At 36.7% G+C, this 17,112-nt stretch carries 14 protein-coding genes; 4 read left to right on the plus strand and 10 right to left on the minus strand.

The window, feature by feature from the left end:
* Window positions 1-167 precede the first annotated feature (167 nt).
* The 6 genes from ilvN to Bccel_RS07155 form a co-directional block, all read right to left on the minus strand.
* Window positions 168-470, minus strand: a complete 303-nt coding sequence (ilvN, locus tag Bccel_RS07130; RefSeq protein WP_036942242.1) for an acetolactate synthase small subunit — start codon at window positions 468-470, stop codon at window positions 168-170.
* Entirely contained in the window at window positions 470-2,170 is a 1,701-nt protein-coding gene (gene ilvB, locus Bccel_RS07135; protein WP_036942245.1) for a biosynthetic-type acetolactate synthase large subunit, read from the minus strand. Before ilvB ends, ilvN begins: the two co-directional genes overlap by 1 nt.
* A 46-nt stretch (window positions 2,171-2,216) precedes the next feature.
* Window positions 2,217-3,272, minus strand: coding sequence for a chorismate synthase (aroC, locus tag Bccel_RS07140; RefSeq protein WP_036942248.1), 1,056 nt, complete (start codon window positions 3,270-3,272; stop codon window positions 2,217-2,219).
* Window positions 3,273-3,410: 138 nt separating this feature from the next.
* Window positions 3,411-7,061, minus strand: coding sequence for a methionine synthase (gene metH, locus Bccel_RS07145; RefSeq protein WP_036942250.1), 3,651 nt, complete (start codon window positions 7,059-7,061; stop codon window positions 3,411-3,413).
* Window positions 7,062-7,373: 312 nt separating this feature from the next.
* The gene (locus tag Bccel_RS07150; RefSeq protein ID WP_036942254.1) at window positions 7,374-7,577 is read right to left on the minus strand and encodes a (2Fe-2S)-binding protein; all 204 of its coding nucleotides are present in this window, start codon (window positions 7,575-7,577) and stop codon (window positions 7,374-7,376) included.
* Window positions 7,578-7,624: 47 nt separating this feature from the next.
* Window positions 7,625-8,233 (minus strand): superoxide dismutase, encoded by a 609-nt coding sequence (locus Bccel_RS07155; RefSeq protein ID WP_036942256.1) that lies wholly within the window; start codon window positions 8,231-8,233, stop codon window positions 7,625-7,627.
* Between the two features lie 333 nt (window positions 8,234-8,566).
* Between Bccel_RS07155 and Bccel_RS07160 the strand changes: the two genes are divergently transcribed.
* On the plus strand, window positions 8,567-9,487 hold the full coding sequence (locus Bccel_RS07160; RefSeq protein ID WP_050753237.1) for a VanW family protein: 921 nt from the start codon (window positions 8,567-8,569) through the stop codon (window positions 9,485-9,487).
* 102 nt (window positions 9,488-9,589) lie between these two features.
* Here the strand turns inward: Bccel_RS07160 and Bccel_RS07165 are convergent, their stop codons facing one another.
* Window positions 9,590-10,321, minus strand: coding sequence for a PilZ domain-containing protein (locus tag Bccel_RS07165; protein ID WP_036942259.1), 732 nt, complete (start codon window positions 10,319-10,321; stop codon window positions 9,590-9,592).
* A gap of 602 nt (window positions 10,322-10,923) precedes the next feature.
* Here Bccel_RS07165 and Bccel_RS07170 point away from each other — a divergent pair.
* The 3 genes from Bccel_RS07170 to Bccel_RS07180 all read left to right on the plus strand — a co-directional run bounded on the left by Bccel_RS07170 (window position 10,924) and on the right by Bccel_RS07180 (window position 14,282).
* Window positions 10,924-12,138 (plus strand): 3D domain-containing protein, encoded by a 1,215-nt coding sequence (locus tag Bccel_RS07170; protein WP_050753238.1) that lies wholly within the window; start codon window positions 10,924-10,926, stop codon window positions 12,136-12,138.
* 197 nt (window positions 12,139-12,335) lie between these two features.
* Window positions 12,336-13,391: a peptidylprolyl isomerase gene (locus tag Bccel_RS07175; RefSeq protein ID WP_036942262.1), complete on the plus strand. Its 1,056-nt coding sequence runs from the start codon at window positions 12,336-12,338 to the stop codon at window positions 13,389-13,391.
* Window positions 13,392-13,475: 84 nt separating this feature from the next.
* Window positions 13,476-14,282, plus strand: coding sequence for a histidinol-phosphatase HisJ family protein (locus Bccel_RS07180; RefSeq protein ID WP_322787004.1), 807 nt, complete (start codon window positions 13,476-13,478; stop codon window positions 14,280-14,282).
* A 33-nt stretch (window positions 14,283-14,315) separates the two neighbouring features.
* Here Bccel_RS07180 and mnmA read toward each other — a convergent pair whose 3' ends face one another.
* The 3 genes from mnmA to nifS are packed head-to-tail and all read right to left on the minus strand — an operon-like array spanning window position 14,316 to window position 17,079.
* Entirely contained in the window at window positions 14,316-15,395 is a 1,080-nt protein-coding gene (gene mnmA / locus Bccel_RS07185) for a tRNA 2-thiouridine(34) synthase MnmA (protein WP_036942265.1), read from the minus strand.
* Between the two features lie 42 nt (window positions 15,396-15,437).
* Complete coding sequence (nifU, locus tag Bccel_RS07190) at window positions 15,438-15,896, minus strand: Fe-S cluster assembly scaffold protein NifU (protein ID WP_036942268.1); 459 nt, start codon at window positions 15,894-15,896, stop codon at window positions 15,438-15,440.
* Window positions 15,889-17,079 carry a cysteine desulfurase NifS gene (nifS, locus tag Bccel_RS07195; RefSeq protein ID WP_036942271.1) on the minus strand — a complete coding sequence of 397 codons (1,191 nt, stop codon included), beginning with the start codon at window positions 17,077-17,079 and terminating at the stop codon, window positions 15,889-15,891. Before nifS ends, nifU begins: the two co-directional genes overlap by 8 nt.
* Between the last annotated feature and the right edge of the window lie 33 nt (window positions 17,080-17,112).

Genomic DNA, 17,112 nt, shown 5'->3' on the forward strand with positions numbered 1-17,112 from the left:
AAAGCCGCTTACGAATTTGTATCCTTGGTTGTTGTCGTATGAAAGAACAAAATCAAGACATAATTTTGTCAACCTTGATGGTTGTCGTGAATAATTATGGTGTAGAAGCATCATTACTATTCACATAAAAAAAGACTGCCTGCCGGACAGTCTTTTTAAATAGCAATTTATATTTCACACGAGCTGTTCTTAACCAGCTCCGATATATTTGAGAATATGGAAGGCTTACAGTCTTTGCAAACAGAAACCTCTTTAACATCATACAACTTCTGTACCTGTTTAATAATCTGCTCAAGCCTTTCATCGTTTTTTACCAGAAGGTACATACGGCTGTCTTCACTGTTTCCTATCTGTCCGCAAAGAATACCTTCAAGGTTGAAAGCCCTTCTTGCAAAAAGCCCGGTAATATGGGACATAACTCCAGGGTGATTTTTAACTATTAACTCAATAACACAGTATTGGCTATTCATTACAATTCTCCTCCTATCATTTCATAATTGGCTTTTCCAGGAGGAACGATAGGAACAACATTCTCCTCCGGTCTTACAGGGACATCAATAACACATGGCCCTGGTTCACTTATACACTTTCTTATTATTTCAATAGGATTTTCATCCTTGTCAACACGAACACCTTTAATACCAAAACCTTTTGCTATTGCTGCAAAGTCAGGGCTTGAATCAAATTTGGAAGCAATATAATGCTTATTGTATATCATTTCCTGCTGCTGCCTTACAAGACCCAAGTGTCCGTTATTCATAATGATTACCTTTAAATCAGACTGCAGGTCTGCTAAAGTAGCAAATTCCTGAATGTTCATCAGTATTGAACCATCACCGCTGATACAAACAACCTTTTTATCCGGATTTGCCATAGCCGCTCCAATAGCAGTAGGTAACCCAAACCCCATAGTACCAAGTCCGCCGGATGTAAGAAATGTTCTTGGCTTTCTCACAGGATAGCCCTGTGCGGTCCACATCTGGTGCTGACCAACATCAGTAGCAACAATATCATCATCAGAAAGAATATTTCCCAATTCCTTTATTATAGTAAGCGGGTGGAAAAGGTCTGTTTCAGGCGGCATAACAAAAGGATGCTTTTTCTTCAAATCATTGAATTTACCAATCCATTCAATACGGTCATTTTTATTTATGGAAGGAGCAAGCTTATGGAGTATGGGCTTAAGCCCTCCAACAATATTAATATCAGCTCTCTTCACTTTGTTTATTTCAGCATTGTCTATATCAAAATGTATTATTGTTGCATTAGGACAAAACGTATCTACTTTACCGGTCGCCCTGTCATCAAACCTTACACCAAGAGCTATGATTAGATCCGCTTCATGCAACAGATAATTTGTATACCTTGCACCATGCATCCCCAACATACCTAAATATAGTGGGTTTTCAGGCGAAATCGCCCCAAGTCCCATTAATGTACATGCAACAGGAATGCTGTTTTTTTCTGCAATCTCAGTAATAATACCGGATGCATCAGCATTTATTACGCCTCCTCCAATATACAAAACAGGTCTCTTTGACTCATTGATCATCTGTGCTGCATCTTCAATTGTCTTTAATGTTTCAATATCTTCAATCTCTTCCTCTTTAGGTTTAAAAATATCAGGAAGCTCGTATATACCTACAGCTTGCAGCTGCACATCCTTTGGTATATCAACAACCACAGGCCCTGGTCTGCCGCTTACAGCGATCCTGAAGGCTTCGGGAATAACCTCAAAAAGCTCCATAACATCCCTCACAAGAAAGTTATGCTTTGTTATCGGAAGTGTCAATCCATAAGTATCTACCTCCTGAAAAGCATCTGTTCCAACAAGGCTGTATGAAACCTGCCCCGTAATACATACAATGGGTATGGAATCCAGCTTGGCATCCGCTATAGCCGTAAGGGCATTGGTTGCACCAGGCCCGGATGTAGCAAAACATACGGCAGCTTTTCCGGTTGTTCTTGAAATACCTTGTGCAAAGAACCCCGCTGCTTGTTCATGTCTTACCAGGATATGCCTGATGGAGCTTTCATATAATGCATCATACATTGGAAGATTTGCACCACCCGGTATTCCCGCGATTACGTCTATGCCCTGATGCTCTAAAAGTTTAATCAGGAGCTGAGCCCCGTTGATTGTTTCAGTAAATTTTTTGGTATCAGCCATCTTATCCTCCAATCATTATAGATCAATTAATCGAGTATAATAATATTTATTCAATCATAGCAGCCTGCCGCTTGTACTGATCAGCAAGTACTATGTACGCCATAGCTTCCACCACTGGCACTATTCTAGGGCATATACAAGGGTCATGTCTTCCCTTTGTGACGATCTCAGTCTCATCACCTTTTTTATCAACAGTTTTTTGTGGAACAGATATGGAAGAAGTGGGTTTAACCGCAATTCTGAAAATAATTTCCTGGCCCGTGCTAATTCCACCTAATATGCCTCCTGCGTTATTGCTGGTAAATCCATCCTTATCCATCCAGTCATTATGCTCACTGCCTAGCATAGAGACACATTCAAATCCCTTACCGAACTCAATGCCTTTTACTGCTCCCAATGAGAGCATTGCCTTTGCCAGCTCTGCATCAAGCTTATCAAATACCGGTTCACCAAGACCTGCTTTAACACCTGTTATCCGGCACTCAATTATACCGCCGCAGCTGTCACCCATCTCAGCCAATTCTTCTATCCTTTTGGTCATAAGTGCAGCTGCTTCAGAGTCACAAGCCCTCACAACATTATTCTCTATTACACTTTCATCAAAAGTCTTACATTTATAGCCTGCTGCTTCAAGGGTATATGCTACAACCTTAACACCCTTTTCTTTCATCATCTTTTTAGCTACAGCACCAGCAGCAACCCTTGCTGCTGTTTCCCTTCCTGAGGCTCTGCCGCTCCCACGGTAATCCCTGATGCCATACTTTTTGTCATATGTGACATCCGCATGACCAGGCCTGTAGAGATTCTTAATACTGTCATACGCCTCAGGCCTTGCATCCTTATTGTATAGCACTATAAATAAAGGTGTGCCTGTTGCCTTTCCTTCAAAAATACCTGCCATTATGGAAACCTTATCTTCCTCTTGCCTTGGAGTAGTTACAGAGGATTGTCCCGGCTTCCTTCTATCCATGTCCTGCTGAATTTCCAATTCAGAAATCTCAAGCCCCGGTGTGACACCGTCTATGACCACCCCTACAGCTCCACCATGTGATTCTCCAAAGGTAGTAATCCTGAATGCTTGCCCAAAGCTATTTCCAGCCATAATCAATCTCCTATCTCTTTATATTTATCTCTGTGTAGGTTTAAAGAACAACTAAAATTTTTAGTTGTTCTTTAAACCTATTACTACATAAAATATTATCAGCTTACATTTTTATATTACTTTATAATAACATAAAAATTAGCTGTTGCGAATCATCTTTTTCACAAAATCAATGCTGCATGATTTTCTCATCGAATAATCTTCCAATTGATCCTCCCCTAATTTTCCAAGGTCAAAATACTTTGAATCCGGGTGTGCAAAATATAAACCGCATACGCTGGCTACAGGATCCATCATAAAGCTTTCAGTCAATTCGACATTTATATTTTTCTTTACATCCAATAATTCAAATAACTGCCCCTTTTCAGAATGATCCTTCAATGAAGGGTAACCGAAGGCAGGTCTTATCCCCCTATACTTACCCTTAAAAAGTTCTGTATAACCAAATTTTTCTGAAGGTGAATATCCCCATAATTCTTTTCTTACCTTTTCATGGATCATTTCTGTCAAAGCCTCAGCCAGTCTGTCTGCCAATACTTTGAGCATTATGGCATTATACTCGTCACCCTGCTTTTTAAGCTCATCATGCTTTTTAGCAACTCCAAGACCCGAGGTTACTGCAAATGCACCTATATAGTCCTTTATGCCTGATTCCTTTGAAGCGATAAAGTCACTCAATGAAAGATACACACCTGATTTACTTTCCTGCTGCCTCATAAAATTAAACTTAGCTGCCTTCTTAGTCCTTGACTCATCCTCATAGACCTCTACATCATCTCCTACTGTGTTTGCAGGATAAAGACCTATTACTGCCTTAGCCTCAAGCCAGCTTTCCTTTTCTATTCTTTCTAAAAGAATATTAGCATCGTTATAAAGCTTTTTAGCCTCTTCTCCATATTTGGGGTGCTCCATAATTTCAGGATAAGTATGATTCATATCCCAGGCCACAAAGAAATATGTCCAGTCAATATACTTTCTTATATCCGACACCTTAATTTCATCAAAAACCTTGGTCCCTAAAAATTCCGGTTTCTTAATATCATCCGGATTTACAGCCGGTTTATAAGCCTTTTCCCTAGCTTCGCCAATAGAAACCAGCTTCCTTGGTATTGCACCGTAGTTATTGCGTATCTCTTCATACTCTGACTTAATGCTCTTTAAGTAGTCTTCCCTCTCATTTTGATTCATAAGCTTCTTACAAATCTCAACACCTTTTGCAGCATCAAGGGAATGTATTACCCCATGAGAATAATTCGGGTCTAACTTTACTGCTGTGTGGATTTTGGAAGTAGTTGCCCCGCCTACTACAAGAGGTATTGTAAAGCCATGCTTTTCCATTTCAGCTGCTATATGGCACATTTCTTCGAGAGAAGGTGTTATAAGGCCGCTTAAGCCAATAATGTCCACATTCTCTTCCTTTGCTTTTTTCAGGATGTCTTCAGCCTGAACCATAACACCCATATCTATAACCTCAAAATTATTGCAGGCTAAAACCACTCCAACAATGTTCTTACCTATATCATGTACATCTCCCTTAACTGTGGCCAAAAGAATCTTTCCGGCATTTTTCTGCTTGCTGCTGCTTTTTTCATTTTCTATATATGGAAGCAAGTAACCAACCGCCTTTTTCATAACCCTGGCACTCTTTACTACTTGAGGAAGGAACATTTTTCCCTCCCCAAATAGCTCTCCAACAGTTTTCATTCCATCCATCAGAGGGCCTTCTATAACATCGATAGGTTTTTCAAGCTTATTTCTAGCTTCTTCAACATCCTCTTCAATATAGTCTGTAATCCCCTTTATTAATGAATATGAGAGTCTTTCTCCAAATGGCTTTTCTCTCCACAGCACCTTTTTAATTGAGGTATTGTCTTCTTTTTCCTTAATGTTTGTCGCATAGTTAAGCAGTATTTCAGCTGCATCCTCTTTTCTGTTTAAGACAACATCCTCTACCTTTTCTAAAAGCTCAGGATCAATGTTGTCATATACCTGTATCATACCGGGGTTTAAGATACCCATATCAAGACCTGCCTTAATGGCATGGTAGAGAAATACTGAATGCATAGCCTCTCTTATTATGTTATTTCCCCTGAATGAGAAGGATATATTGCTTATTCCCCCGCTGACCTTTGCATATGGAAGGTTTTCCTTTATCCATCCTGTTGCATTTATAAAATCCACCGCATAATTATTGTGCTCCTGTATACCTGTACCGATGGCAAGAACATTTGGATCGAAAATTATATCCTCGGGAGAGAATTTCACTTTATTTACCAAAATGTCATATGCCCTTTTACATATATTGATCCTTCTTTCAAAAGTATCTGCCTGGCCTTCTTCATCGAAAGCCATAACTACTACTGCTGCGTTATATTTTTTTATAAGGCCTGCCTGTCTTTTAAATTCCTCTTCCCCAGCCTTTAAGCTTATGGAATTGACAATTGGCTTACCCTGGATAGCCTTTAATCCTGTTTCAAGAACCTCCCACTTTGATGAGTCGATCATAACAGGAACCCTGGCTATCTGAGGTTCACTTGAAAGAAGCTTTAAAAAGAAGTCCATTTCCTTCTTTGCGTCAAGCATTCCATCATCCAGGTTAACATCAATAACCTGTGCACCGTTTTCAACCTGCTCCCTTGCAATCGACAATGCTTCCTCATACTTTTTCTCACGGATTAGCCTTGCAAACTTGAGAGAACCCGCAACATTTGTTCTCTCCCCTATATTTATAAAATTGTTTTCCCTATTTACCTTAACTATCTCAAGCCCGCTGAAGATTGTTTCCTTGACAAGCTCAGGTGCAGGCTTGGGTTTTATATCCTTTACCGCCTTATATATAGCACCTATATGTGCAGGAGTAGTACCGCAGCAGCCTCCGATTATATTCACCCTGCAATCTTGGAGCATTTCCTTTACAAATTCAGCCATATGCTGGGGAAGCTCATCGTATCCTCCCAGGCTGTTAGGTAAGCCAGCGTTTGGATGCACACTTACATAGAGGTCCTGCAATTTGGAAAGCTGTTTCACAAAAGGGACAAGCTCCCTAGCACCAAAGGAACAGTTAAGCCCGAAACTTATGACATCCTGACCCTTTAATGAACTTAAAAACCCTTCCAAAGTCATACCCGAAAGAATTCTCCCGCTTTTATCAGCGATTGTTCCCGATATCATAATGGGAGTCCTCTTTCCTATGATGTTTGCAACATTATCTGCCGCAAATAAAGCTGCTTTAGCATTTAGTGCATCAAAAATCGTTTCAAAAAGAAGAAGGTCTACTCCTCCTTCTATTAGTCCTCTTATTTGTTCTTCATAAGCCTCAACCAGCTCATCAAAGGTTATGTTTCTTAATCCCGGATTTTCCACATCAGGAGATAATGAAGCCGTTTTGTTTGTAGGCCCTATGGAACCTGCCACAAATCTTGGCTTTGATGAGTCTTTTAAAGTATATTCATCAGCGGCTTCTCTAGCAAGCCTTGCCCCGATCACGTTTTGCTCATAAACAAGTCCTTCCATATCGTAATCGGCTTGTGAGATCCTGTTTGCATTAAATGTATTTGTCTCAATAATATCCGCACCAGCTTCAAGATAATCCAAGTGTATTTTTTTAATTATTTCGGGTCTGACCAAAGTCAACATTTCATTGTTACCCTTTTGTGGTTTTGATATGCCTGCAAAGCGTTCACCTGTATAGTCAGAGGCTTCAAGCTTCAATGTCTGAATGCAGGTTCCCATCGCCCCATCCAAAACTAAAATTTTTTCTTTTAGCAACTCTTTTATATCCTTCTTCATTTATCCGCCTCCTAAGTTCAATGATAATATACTTATTTTAACATTAAATTAAGTTAGAATCAATGGGTGTACGTGTAAAATCACGAAGTGATTATGCAACCTTGGCTATTGTCAGTAGAAATTGTAGTGTAGAATACAGCACGTTTTCCTAGACATAAAAAAACACCGGCAATTACCAGTGTTTTTTATAATTTTTGTTAATAAATATGATCTAGTAGTAAAGGATAAGAATAACATCCGATTATCATCCTCCAAAACCCCGTTAATACGTTAGGATTTTGCACTTGAGAATACGAAGTTATTTCTAAGTCATTACTTAGCATTAAGCAGTTCCATAATTTTGGGAGAACATCTTTTTCCTCCACAGGGACCTGAACCTGCACCAGTGGCTTTCTTGACTTTTTCAAGGGTATCGGCACCCTCTGTTATAACTTTCTTTATAGTAGCCCTAGAAATTACCTTACACAAACAAACCTTTGTCAATTTATCCATTACTTCCTGGTTAATATCTGCCATTGCCAATTCCTCCGTTAGTTTATATGAATATTCACATTTTTGTATAATCAAGCTTCTTCATATCTCTTTGCAACTATCTGCCAATTTACCACACTCCACCAAGCATCAACATAATCTGCACGTCTGTTATTGTATTTAAGATAGTATGCATGTTCCCATACATCAAGTCCTAAGAGAGGCTTAAGACCGTCAGACAATGGAGTGTCCTGGTTTGCGGTCGATACCACTGAGAGTTTTCCATTATTGTCCTTAACAAGCCATGCCCAACCACTACCAAACCTTTGCATAGCCGCTTTTGCAAAAAGCTCTTTAAAGCTGTCCAAGCTTCCGAAAGCTTCATCAAGTTTTTCCCGAAGTTCTCCTTCCGGATCGCTTCCATGACTTTGGCCCATTGTATTCCAAAACAGAGTATGATTGTAATGTCCTCCGCCATTATTCCTTACCGCCCAATACACATCCTGCGGAAGTGAGTCGAGAGATGTAAGCAGTTCATGGAGTGTTTTTTCCTGAAGTTCAGGATAATTTTCCAAAGCCGCATTGAGGTTATTAACATATGCAGCGTGGTGTTTTGTATGATGTATTGTCATAGTTTCCTTGTCAACATATGGCTCTAAGGCATCGTATGAATATGGTAATTCCGGTAATGTATGTTTCATAATTATCTCCTCCTTCTGATCAAGGATATATATTAAAGAATTCCTATCTCTTTAGTAGAATTTTTATTTTAATACTATATATATAACCTTTATATTTACTTCTAATCATTTTTTTTGCACAACAGATTATTTTTTTATTAGGAATGGCTAAGAAATAATATCCATTCTCTTATAATATACATTTGCAAATGTTAGTTCTTTACAACATATAGACTAATATTTTTTAGTAAATTACAAACAATATCTATATGTTTTGCAATAATCATTTTATATTTTTAATTATTACAAAACATTTTCCTAGACATAAAAAAAATAGACCGGGTGGTTATAATTTTGAAAAAGTATATTAAATTATTTATTAAAATTTTTAGCATCTTAGCTATAGTAGGATTTTTATTTCTAAGCTTAGGGAAATCATTAAATATATCAAATACAAATGATCAAAATGCTAAAACAGATGATACTGATGTCTCCCAGAACATTAACACAACCTTGGTATCTGGACCAGAAAACAATCTTCCCTGGGACTTTGAGATGGAATTCATCAAATCCAAAGAGTTGAATAATACACCTGTTTTAATGGGTGCATACAGGACAGTACTCCGTGATCCCTTACCTGGTGAAGAATTCAATGTTCATCTGGCAGCGAGAATGCTTTGCGGCATTGTTTTGGAGCCTGGACAGATATTTTCTCAAAATGGCACCGTAGGCCCCTATACTGAAGAAAGAGGCTTTCAAAAGGGACCCACATATATCGGTTCAAAACTTACAACAACAATAGGCGGTGGAGTGTGTAAAATCGCATCAACCCTTTATAATGTTAGTGTATTGAGTAATCTTAAGATTGTTGAAAGGCATAACCACAGCATGCCTGTACCTTATGTTCCATACGGGCAGGATGCCACAGTTTCTTATGGTGCAAAAGATTTTAAATTTAAGAATGATACCGAAGGTAATGTAATGATTTGGGCACAGGGAGTCGATAATATACTATATATGGGATTCTACGGAACCAAAGAGCCTCCTTCTATCAGATGGAATCACGAGGTTCTGAAAAAAACTGCAGCTCAAAAAGTATACAAGGTAAATCCTACATTACCTAAAGGATATGAAAAAGTTCTTATTGATGGTATGGATGGTGCTATGATAAAGTCGTCCCTTACCATTGAACATGTTGATGGCACAACGATAAATAAGGAAATGGGTATAAGCAACTATTCACCTTTTCCAACACTAATTGAAAAAGGTCCGTGATATGATTTTTATCATAAATCAACCTCTCAATAGGACATTTCAAAAAACTGAACTTATTGATATTCCTCATGAATATTAAATTGTGTATTTTTTGAAATGTCCTTAATCGCAGACCTTTATTCTTTCACCCTTCACTAAATATTTCATTAGTTGTGAACCTGTATCATTTTCCAGTTTTCTTATAACGGATTCTAAAATCCTTACATTTTCGTCGTTCATATATTTAATTTTGACACCAACCTCATGTGACAGTTCTTTATCCATTATTCTGACTATTTCTGCGTCAAAACTTATAATAGAGTTAGGACCTGCATTTAAAGAAAAGTTCAATCCATAACTGTTATTAATATCCTCAAGATTTTTCTTTGGAATAATTCCATAGAGTCCTCCAAGGCTCAAATCCTTAACATAAAGCTTAATGTCTTTTTTAACAGTAAAATTATACTCATTATAAACTGATATTTTCGAACACATATCAACATTAAACCTTTTGGTTTCTCTTTTGTTGTCATGTTTTGCAAATTTATCCACATATATTCTTATATAAGTTGGATAAACAAGGCTAATATTGTTTATATTGCTCTCAATTATATACTCACAATCTATACTTTTAATTTTGCAGCATATAGGATCTCCCAATTGAACATTATAGTTTTTAAATTCTTTTGGATAAGCAATATAAAGATATTTCCCTTCTGTCTCCTGCACAAGGCTTAAAACCGAATCTGGAAATATTTCATGTTTTATACTCACTATCGCACCAGTCTTAAAAGGTAAATCATCTTCCTTTTTCTTAAACAGCCTACTCATTTTAACATTAAAACTACTATACATAAAGCCCCCCATTGACCAAACAAAGTCAATATCAAGTTCCACCCAAAAAAATATTCCTTGATTTTTATATATATGATAAAGTGTTTTTTCATTCACTACTCAATTATAATTTTAGCAAAGAGTAATGTTATGGTCAATAAGCTTTCTTTGTTCAGTTTTGTCCAAATTGTACAGTTTTTTAAGTTAATATATCATACTTGCCGTAAATTTTATACATTGTCCAAAGCCATATATTAAGCCTTTTTCACAACCTATCTACTTTCCAAAAATCCCTTCGAGGAAAAAAATACTTTAAAAACCAATTAATTTGTACTATAATATATAATACATTCATACAAAAGAAAACATATCCACAAATTAAGTTTCATATGGATATTAGTTAAAAGTGTTACTAACCTTACATTTGGCAGTGGAATTGCCATAACTTTTGTGTTATTCCCAATATACAAATGTAAAGGATTTTCACTTTTAAATAAGTTAAAATCAATGTGTATTGATTTTAATATAATAATCTTCATATTGCTCATCGCTGAATTTAGATGCTTCTTTTTAGTGATCAATCTGGGATTATTACCAATACTTAGTATTATGGAGGTTTTCGAGTGAATAACGATATTAACAGTACCAGCAGCAATAGCTCCAATCCATTAGATACAAAAGGCACTAACTATTTATCCAGATTTATAAGCAATGAAAACATGTCAAATTTAAGTTGTCCCGATATCCTTGAAGATATCCTAAAAAATGCAGAAGAAGAAATAGCATTTACAAATAAAAACACAAAAGATTGGGACAATTATTTAAGTGCTTTGAATGATTTTACATCTTCAATTTTTAATAACATTCACAAGTTAAAAGCTACCGGTATCAGTGCCTTAAAAAAGTGGCTCGATCCGATGTTCAAAGCAGCTCCTCATATAAATGTAATAAACTATAAAGGCATGCTGCAAGAGAAAGTTGATAAGCTTTCGGACTTTTCCCGAAAAATTTACAGGGAAGATATTGATCCGGCAGTTTTATTTGTATTTGTAAAAAAGCACAAATTCATTGTACCTATACCTGCTTTTATTATTATCGGTACAATAGCGGCATTCAATATGGTACCAAATGAAGAAACAATCGCTATAAATACTTCTTCAGAGTGTAAATCTGTTGTATATAATTCAGAAAACGAGGTAGGCCCTCTAAGTGAAAACAAAAAAGCATCACTAGATAGCCAAATTTTGTCAAACTATAATTTTTATAGTTATTATGACATATATTCTACAAACAATACAAAAAATAAGGTTAAAGATAAAAATATTTTAAACAACATATTGTCTGCTTCAGGAAGCAGTAAAAACTCCAAGGTCTCAAGTACTGTCACAAACAAACAAGCTTCGTCAAAAACAGCAGGCAAAAGCATCCTTTCAAGGTCAGCAGTACATAGAGAAAATATGGATGATATTATAAAAAACAGTAAAGCCAAAAGGCAAATGGTGGCAACAGCTTATGACCTGTCTGTAAAAAGCTGCGGAAAAAGCCCATCCCATCCTGCTTACGGCATTACAAAAACCGGCACCAGGGTTACAATAGGCAGAACTATTGCCGTTGATCCCACTGTTATTCCTTTAAGAAGCAAGTTATACATAGAATTTCCTGATGCATATAAAAATTTAAACGGTGTTTATATTGCCGAAGATACAGGAAGCAAAATAAAAGGAAATAAAATAGACATATTCTTTGGAGAGGACGTTCCAGGAGACCGTACAATCAACAGCCTTGCAAGAAAATTTGGGATTCAGGTTGTTAATGTTTACATTTTAAACAATGATTAAAGACTATTCAAAATAATTAGACATAATTTAAATATTATATAAAAAGTTATCTTTTTCTATTTCTTATTATCATTTTATCGTTTATAATGTATTTATGTTAAATCAAATTAATCTATTGCAAAGGTAATAGATTAATTTATTTTAATGTGTATAGATAAAGATATCTATAGATATAAATTTAAAAATGGGGGTAATTTATGAAGTTATCAAGAGTTTTTTTAATTTTAATGAGCCTTTTAGTCGTTTTTAATCTGGCAGCATGTTCTTCCTCAAAGTTTTCCGATTCTGTTGCCAATATAGGAGAGGAAAAGGTTACATCAATTGAGTACAAGTTCTTTCTAGGATTGGTAAAGATGGATATGGAAGCTACAGGCGGAATTACTGAAAAGAGTACCGACGCTGATAAGAAAAAATTCTGGGATGGTAAGGAAGGTAACGAACCACGCAAAACAGTAGCAATAAACAAGGCAATTGAAAAGCTTCAAGAGCTCAAGATACTTTTAATGAATGCAAAGAAAGAAAAGTATAAATTGGAAAAAGCCAATCTCGATGAAATAAAAGCAACCATTGACAAGCTTATTGAGTCAGAAGGCAAAGGTAAAAGAGAAGATGCAGACAAGGTTGTAAAGGAAAAGTTCGGTATAACAATCGACCAGTACGAAGCAATCTATAAGGATTACTTCCTTGCTTATAACAGATATGCTACAGATATCGTAAAGGGTATAACCATTAAGGAAGAAGACATCAAAGCTCGTTACGAAAAGAATATACCTATCTATAATACTGAAAAAAGAACAGTTAAGCATATTCTTGTTTTAACAATAGACCAGGCTACACAAAAAGAGTTCGAAGGTGACAAACTTAAAGAAAAGGAAAAGCTTGCTAACGATATATTAAGCAAGGCTAAAGCAGGAGAAGACTTTGAAGCTTTGGTAAAGCAGTATTCGGAAGATCCCGGTTCAAAGGATAAAGGCGGACAATATTCCTTTGGAAAAGGTGACATGGTTGAGGAATTCGAAAACTTTGCTTTTAAAGAAGGCATAAAAGAAGGCGAAATTGGAATGGTTAAAAGTTCTTATGGGTATCACATAATAAAGTTCATTAGAAACGGTTCCGAATTTGAAGTAGAAAAGGATAAGATTAAATCAGAACTTCAATCCGAAGCTATGAAAGCCAAGCTTGATAAGTGGAAAACTGAAAAGGAATTCACTCTCACAAAAGATCAAGCAGCTATGGATAAAGTTGAATTTTAAATGATATAATAAAAAAATGGAACTACACACAGGTAGTTCCATTTTTTTAATACTTTGTACTGCAAAAAGAAAGGATATGTATTTATGAAAATGTTTGATTCACATGTTCACAGTTTATTTTCCGGTGACAGCGAAATGGATTTAAATATTGCCTGTAATACCTCAATTGAAAAAGGTTTAGCCGGAATTGCATTTACAGATCACCTTGATATAGACTATCCAAATTTTGATGTCAATTTCCTGATTGATTTTGAAAAGTACTCAAATATGATGGATGAATTAAAATCCCAATTCTTTTCCCGTCTACAGGTATTAAAAGGTATTGAGGTAGGCATACAACCCCATGTAACTGAAAAAACCGATGAGGTGATAAAAAAATATGACTTTGATTTTGTAATTGCATCAATTCATGTCATAGGAGGTATTGATCCATATTATGGAGAGTATTTCAAGGGCAATCCCGATAAAAAGACTGCATTTTCAAGGTACCTGTCAGAGATTCTTTATAGTGTTGAAAACTTCGATAATTTTGATGTAATAGGCCATATAGGATACATACGAAGATATTGTAATTATGATGATAAATCCTTAAAATATGACGATTATTGCGATGTATTGGACAGTATACTTAAGGGTGTCATTAAAAAAGGAAAAGGAATCGAAGTAAACACTTCAGGTTATCGTACTTTAGGAACACCAATACCTGACCTGGATATAATTAAAAGATACAGGGAGCTTGGCGGTGAAATAATCACAACCGGCTCTGATGCCCATGCCCCAGAGCATATTGCCTATAATTTCAGCACAATAAAAAAAGCCTTATCTGATATAGGCTTTAATTATATTGCTCATTTTGAAAACAGAAAACCATTATTCGAAAAAATCACATAGTGTTCTTTTATAATTTTTTATTTTATAATTCTTCTATTCTATAACCCCTCCACCTACAACTATATCTCCATCATAAAATACTACCGATTGTCCAGGGGTTATAGCTCTTTGGGGAGTGTCAAACAAAACCTTGACTCTTCCTTCTCCAATAGGGCTGATTACTGCAGGAGCTTCCTTTGCAGAATACCGTATCTTTGCATTTACTCTCATTTCCCCATCAAGACCTTCTATGGAAATAAAGTTTAAATCAAATGCAGTAAGTGTATCTCTAAATACCTGGTTTTCATCGCCTAATATAACCTGGTTTTTGGAAACATCAATACCAACAACAAACATGGGTTTTCCAAATGCTATTCCCAGGCCCTTCCTTTGGCCTACAGTATAATGTACTATACCCTTGTGTTTTCCTAAGACATTACCGTCCAAATCAACAAAGTTACCGGGCTTTATTTTAGTCCCATTCTTTTCCTCAATAAACCTGCCGTAATCATTGTCCTCTACAAAGCATATCTCCTGGCTGTCAGGCTTTGACGCTACAGCTAACCCAATATCCTTTGCCATTTCCCTAACCTGATCCTTGGTATATTCACCTATAGGCATCAGTGTATGGGCAAGCTGATCCTGTGTCATTGTGTAGAGAGCATAGGTTTGGTCCTTTGCTGCTGTTGCCGATTTTTTAAGAAGATATCTTTTTCTATCGGCATCATATTCTATTTTGGCATAGTGGCCTGTTGCTATATAGTCTATTCCCATTGATTTGGCTTTATCAAGCATCTCTTCAAATTTTACATATCTATTACAGGCTATACATGGATTAGGAGTACGACCGCTTATGTATTCACTTACAAAATAATCAATAACCTTTTTTTCAAAAACACTTTTGAAGTTCATAACATAGTACGGTATTCCAAGCTTATTTGCAACCCACCTTGCATCATCAACTGCAGACAAGGAGCAACAGCCACCCTCACTCTTTTGCCTGTCTTCATCCATATCAGGCCAAATCTGCATGGTAACTCCTATTACGTCATAACCCTTTTCCAAAAGGCAAGCGGCTGCTACAGAACTGTCAACACCGCCGCTCATACCCAACATTACCTTTTTCTTATCCATTTTAACTTAAGCTGCCTTTCTCACTTTTTCAACACTGAGTATTTATTCATCATCGTCTTCGTCATACCCATGATCATGGTGAACATCATCACAACGCCTTCCGCAGGCAGCAGCACAATCACATTCACCAAGGAGCCCATTTTTTCTCTTGTAGTCTTCAATAGCTGCCCTTATAGCTTCCTCCGCAAGGTTCGAACAGTGCATCTTTGCTGACGGAAGTCCGTCCAATGCCTCTGCAACAGCCTTATTCGTAATCTTGAGTGCCTCTTCAACAGTTTTTCCAACTACAAGCTCAGTAGACATACTGCTGGTTGCAACAGCTGCTCCACAGCCAAAGGTCTTGAATTTGGCGTCCACAATGATGTCGTTCTCTATCTTAAGATACATTTTCATTATGTCTCCGCATTTAGCATTACCAACTTCTCCAACTCCATCAGCATTTTCAATTTCCCCTACATTTCTAGGGTTCATAAAATGATCCATAACTTTTTCACTATACATTTTTATTACCTCTCTTCACATTTTCATATAACGGTGACATTTCTCTGAGTCTTTCTACAATAACAGGAAGTACTTCCAAAAGCTTATTAACATCCTCATCTGTATTTTCATCACCGAATGTAAGTCTTAATGATCCATGAGCTATTTCATGGGGTAAGCCGATTGCCAAGAGAACATGTGACGGATCTAATGACCCTGATGTACAAGCCGATCCGCTTGAAGCTGCAATTCCTTTCATATCAAGCATCAATAATAGGGATTCACCCTCAATAAATTGGAATGATAAATTCACATTACCCGGAAGTCTCTTTTCTCTATGCCCATTCAACTTTACAAACGGTATTTTTTTCGTTATCTCATCAATAGTTCTATCCCTTAACGCCATAATTTTTTTGTTGTACTCGTCCAAATTGGCAGTTGCCAACTCTATCGCTTTCCCAAATCCCACTATAGCAGGAATGTTTTCAGTACTTGCTCTCCTGCCTCTTTCCTGTGCACCTCCATGTATAAAGGAAACGAGTTTTACTCCCTTTCTTACGTATAGTGCACCTACTCCCTTAGGTCCATAGAATTTATGGGCTGACATTGACATAAGATCAATATTCATATCTTTAACATTTATAGCAATATTGCCTATGGCTTGAACAGCATCAGTATGAAAGTATATGCCCTTTTCCTTTGCAATAGCTCCAATTTCTGCAATAGGCTGAATAGTTCCTATCTCGTTATTTGCAAACATAATTGTTATTAGTATTGTATTAGGCTTAATTGCATCTGCAACTTGCTGAGGTGTTACAAGGCCATTCTCATCAACAGGCAGGTAAGTTACTTCAAAGCCGTCATTTTCAAGATACTGGCATGTATGAAGAACAGCATGGTGTTCTATGTTAGTTGTAATAATATGATTGCCCTTTGATTTGTTTGCATAAGCTACGCCTTTAATGGCCCAGTTGTCGGCCTCAGTCCCCGAACCTGTAAAGAATATTTCTCTTGCCTGAGCTCCTATGGCATCTGAAACCTTTTCCCTTGACTCTTCTATAGCCTTCTTACTCTCTCTTCCAATTGTATATATGGAAGAAGCGTTACCGAATTTTTCTGTAAAAAACGGAAGCATCGCTTCAACCACCTGAGGTTTAACATAAGTAGTCGCTGCATGATCCATATATATTAGTTTTTCTCCCATAGCACTTTCTCCTTAACTGTTATTGTTTATCTT

It is taken from the genome of Pseudobacteroides cellulosolvens ATCC 35603 = DSM 2933 (genome assembly GCF_001262605.1).
In the GTDB taxonomy this organism is placed as follows: Bacteria; Bacillota; Clostridia; order Acetivibrionales; family DSM-2933; genus Pseudobacteroides; species Pseudobacteroides cellulosolvens.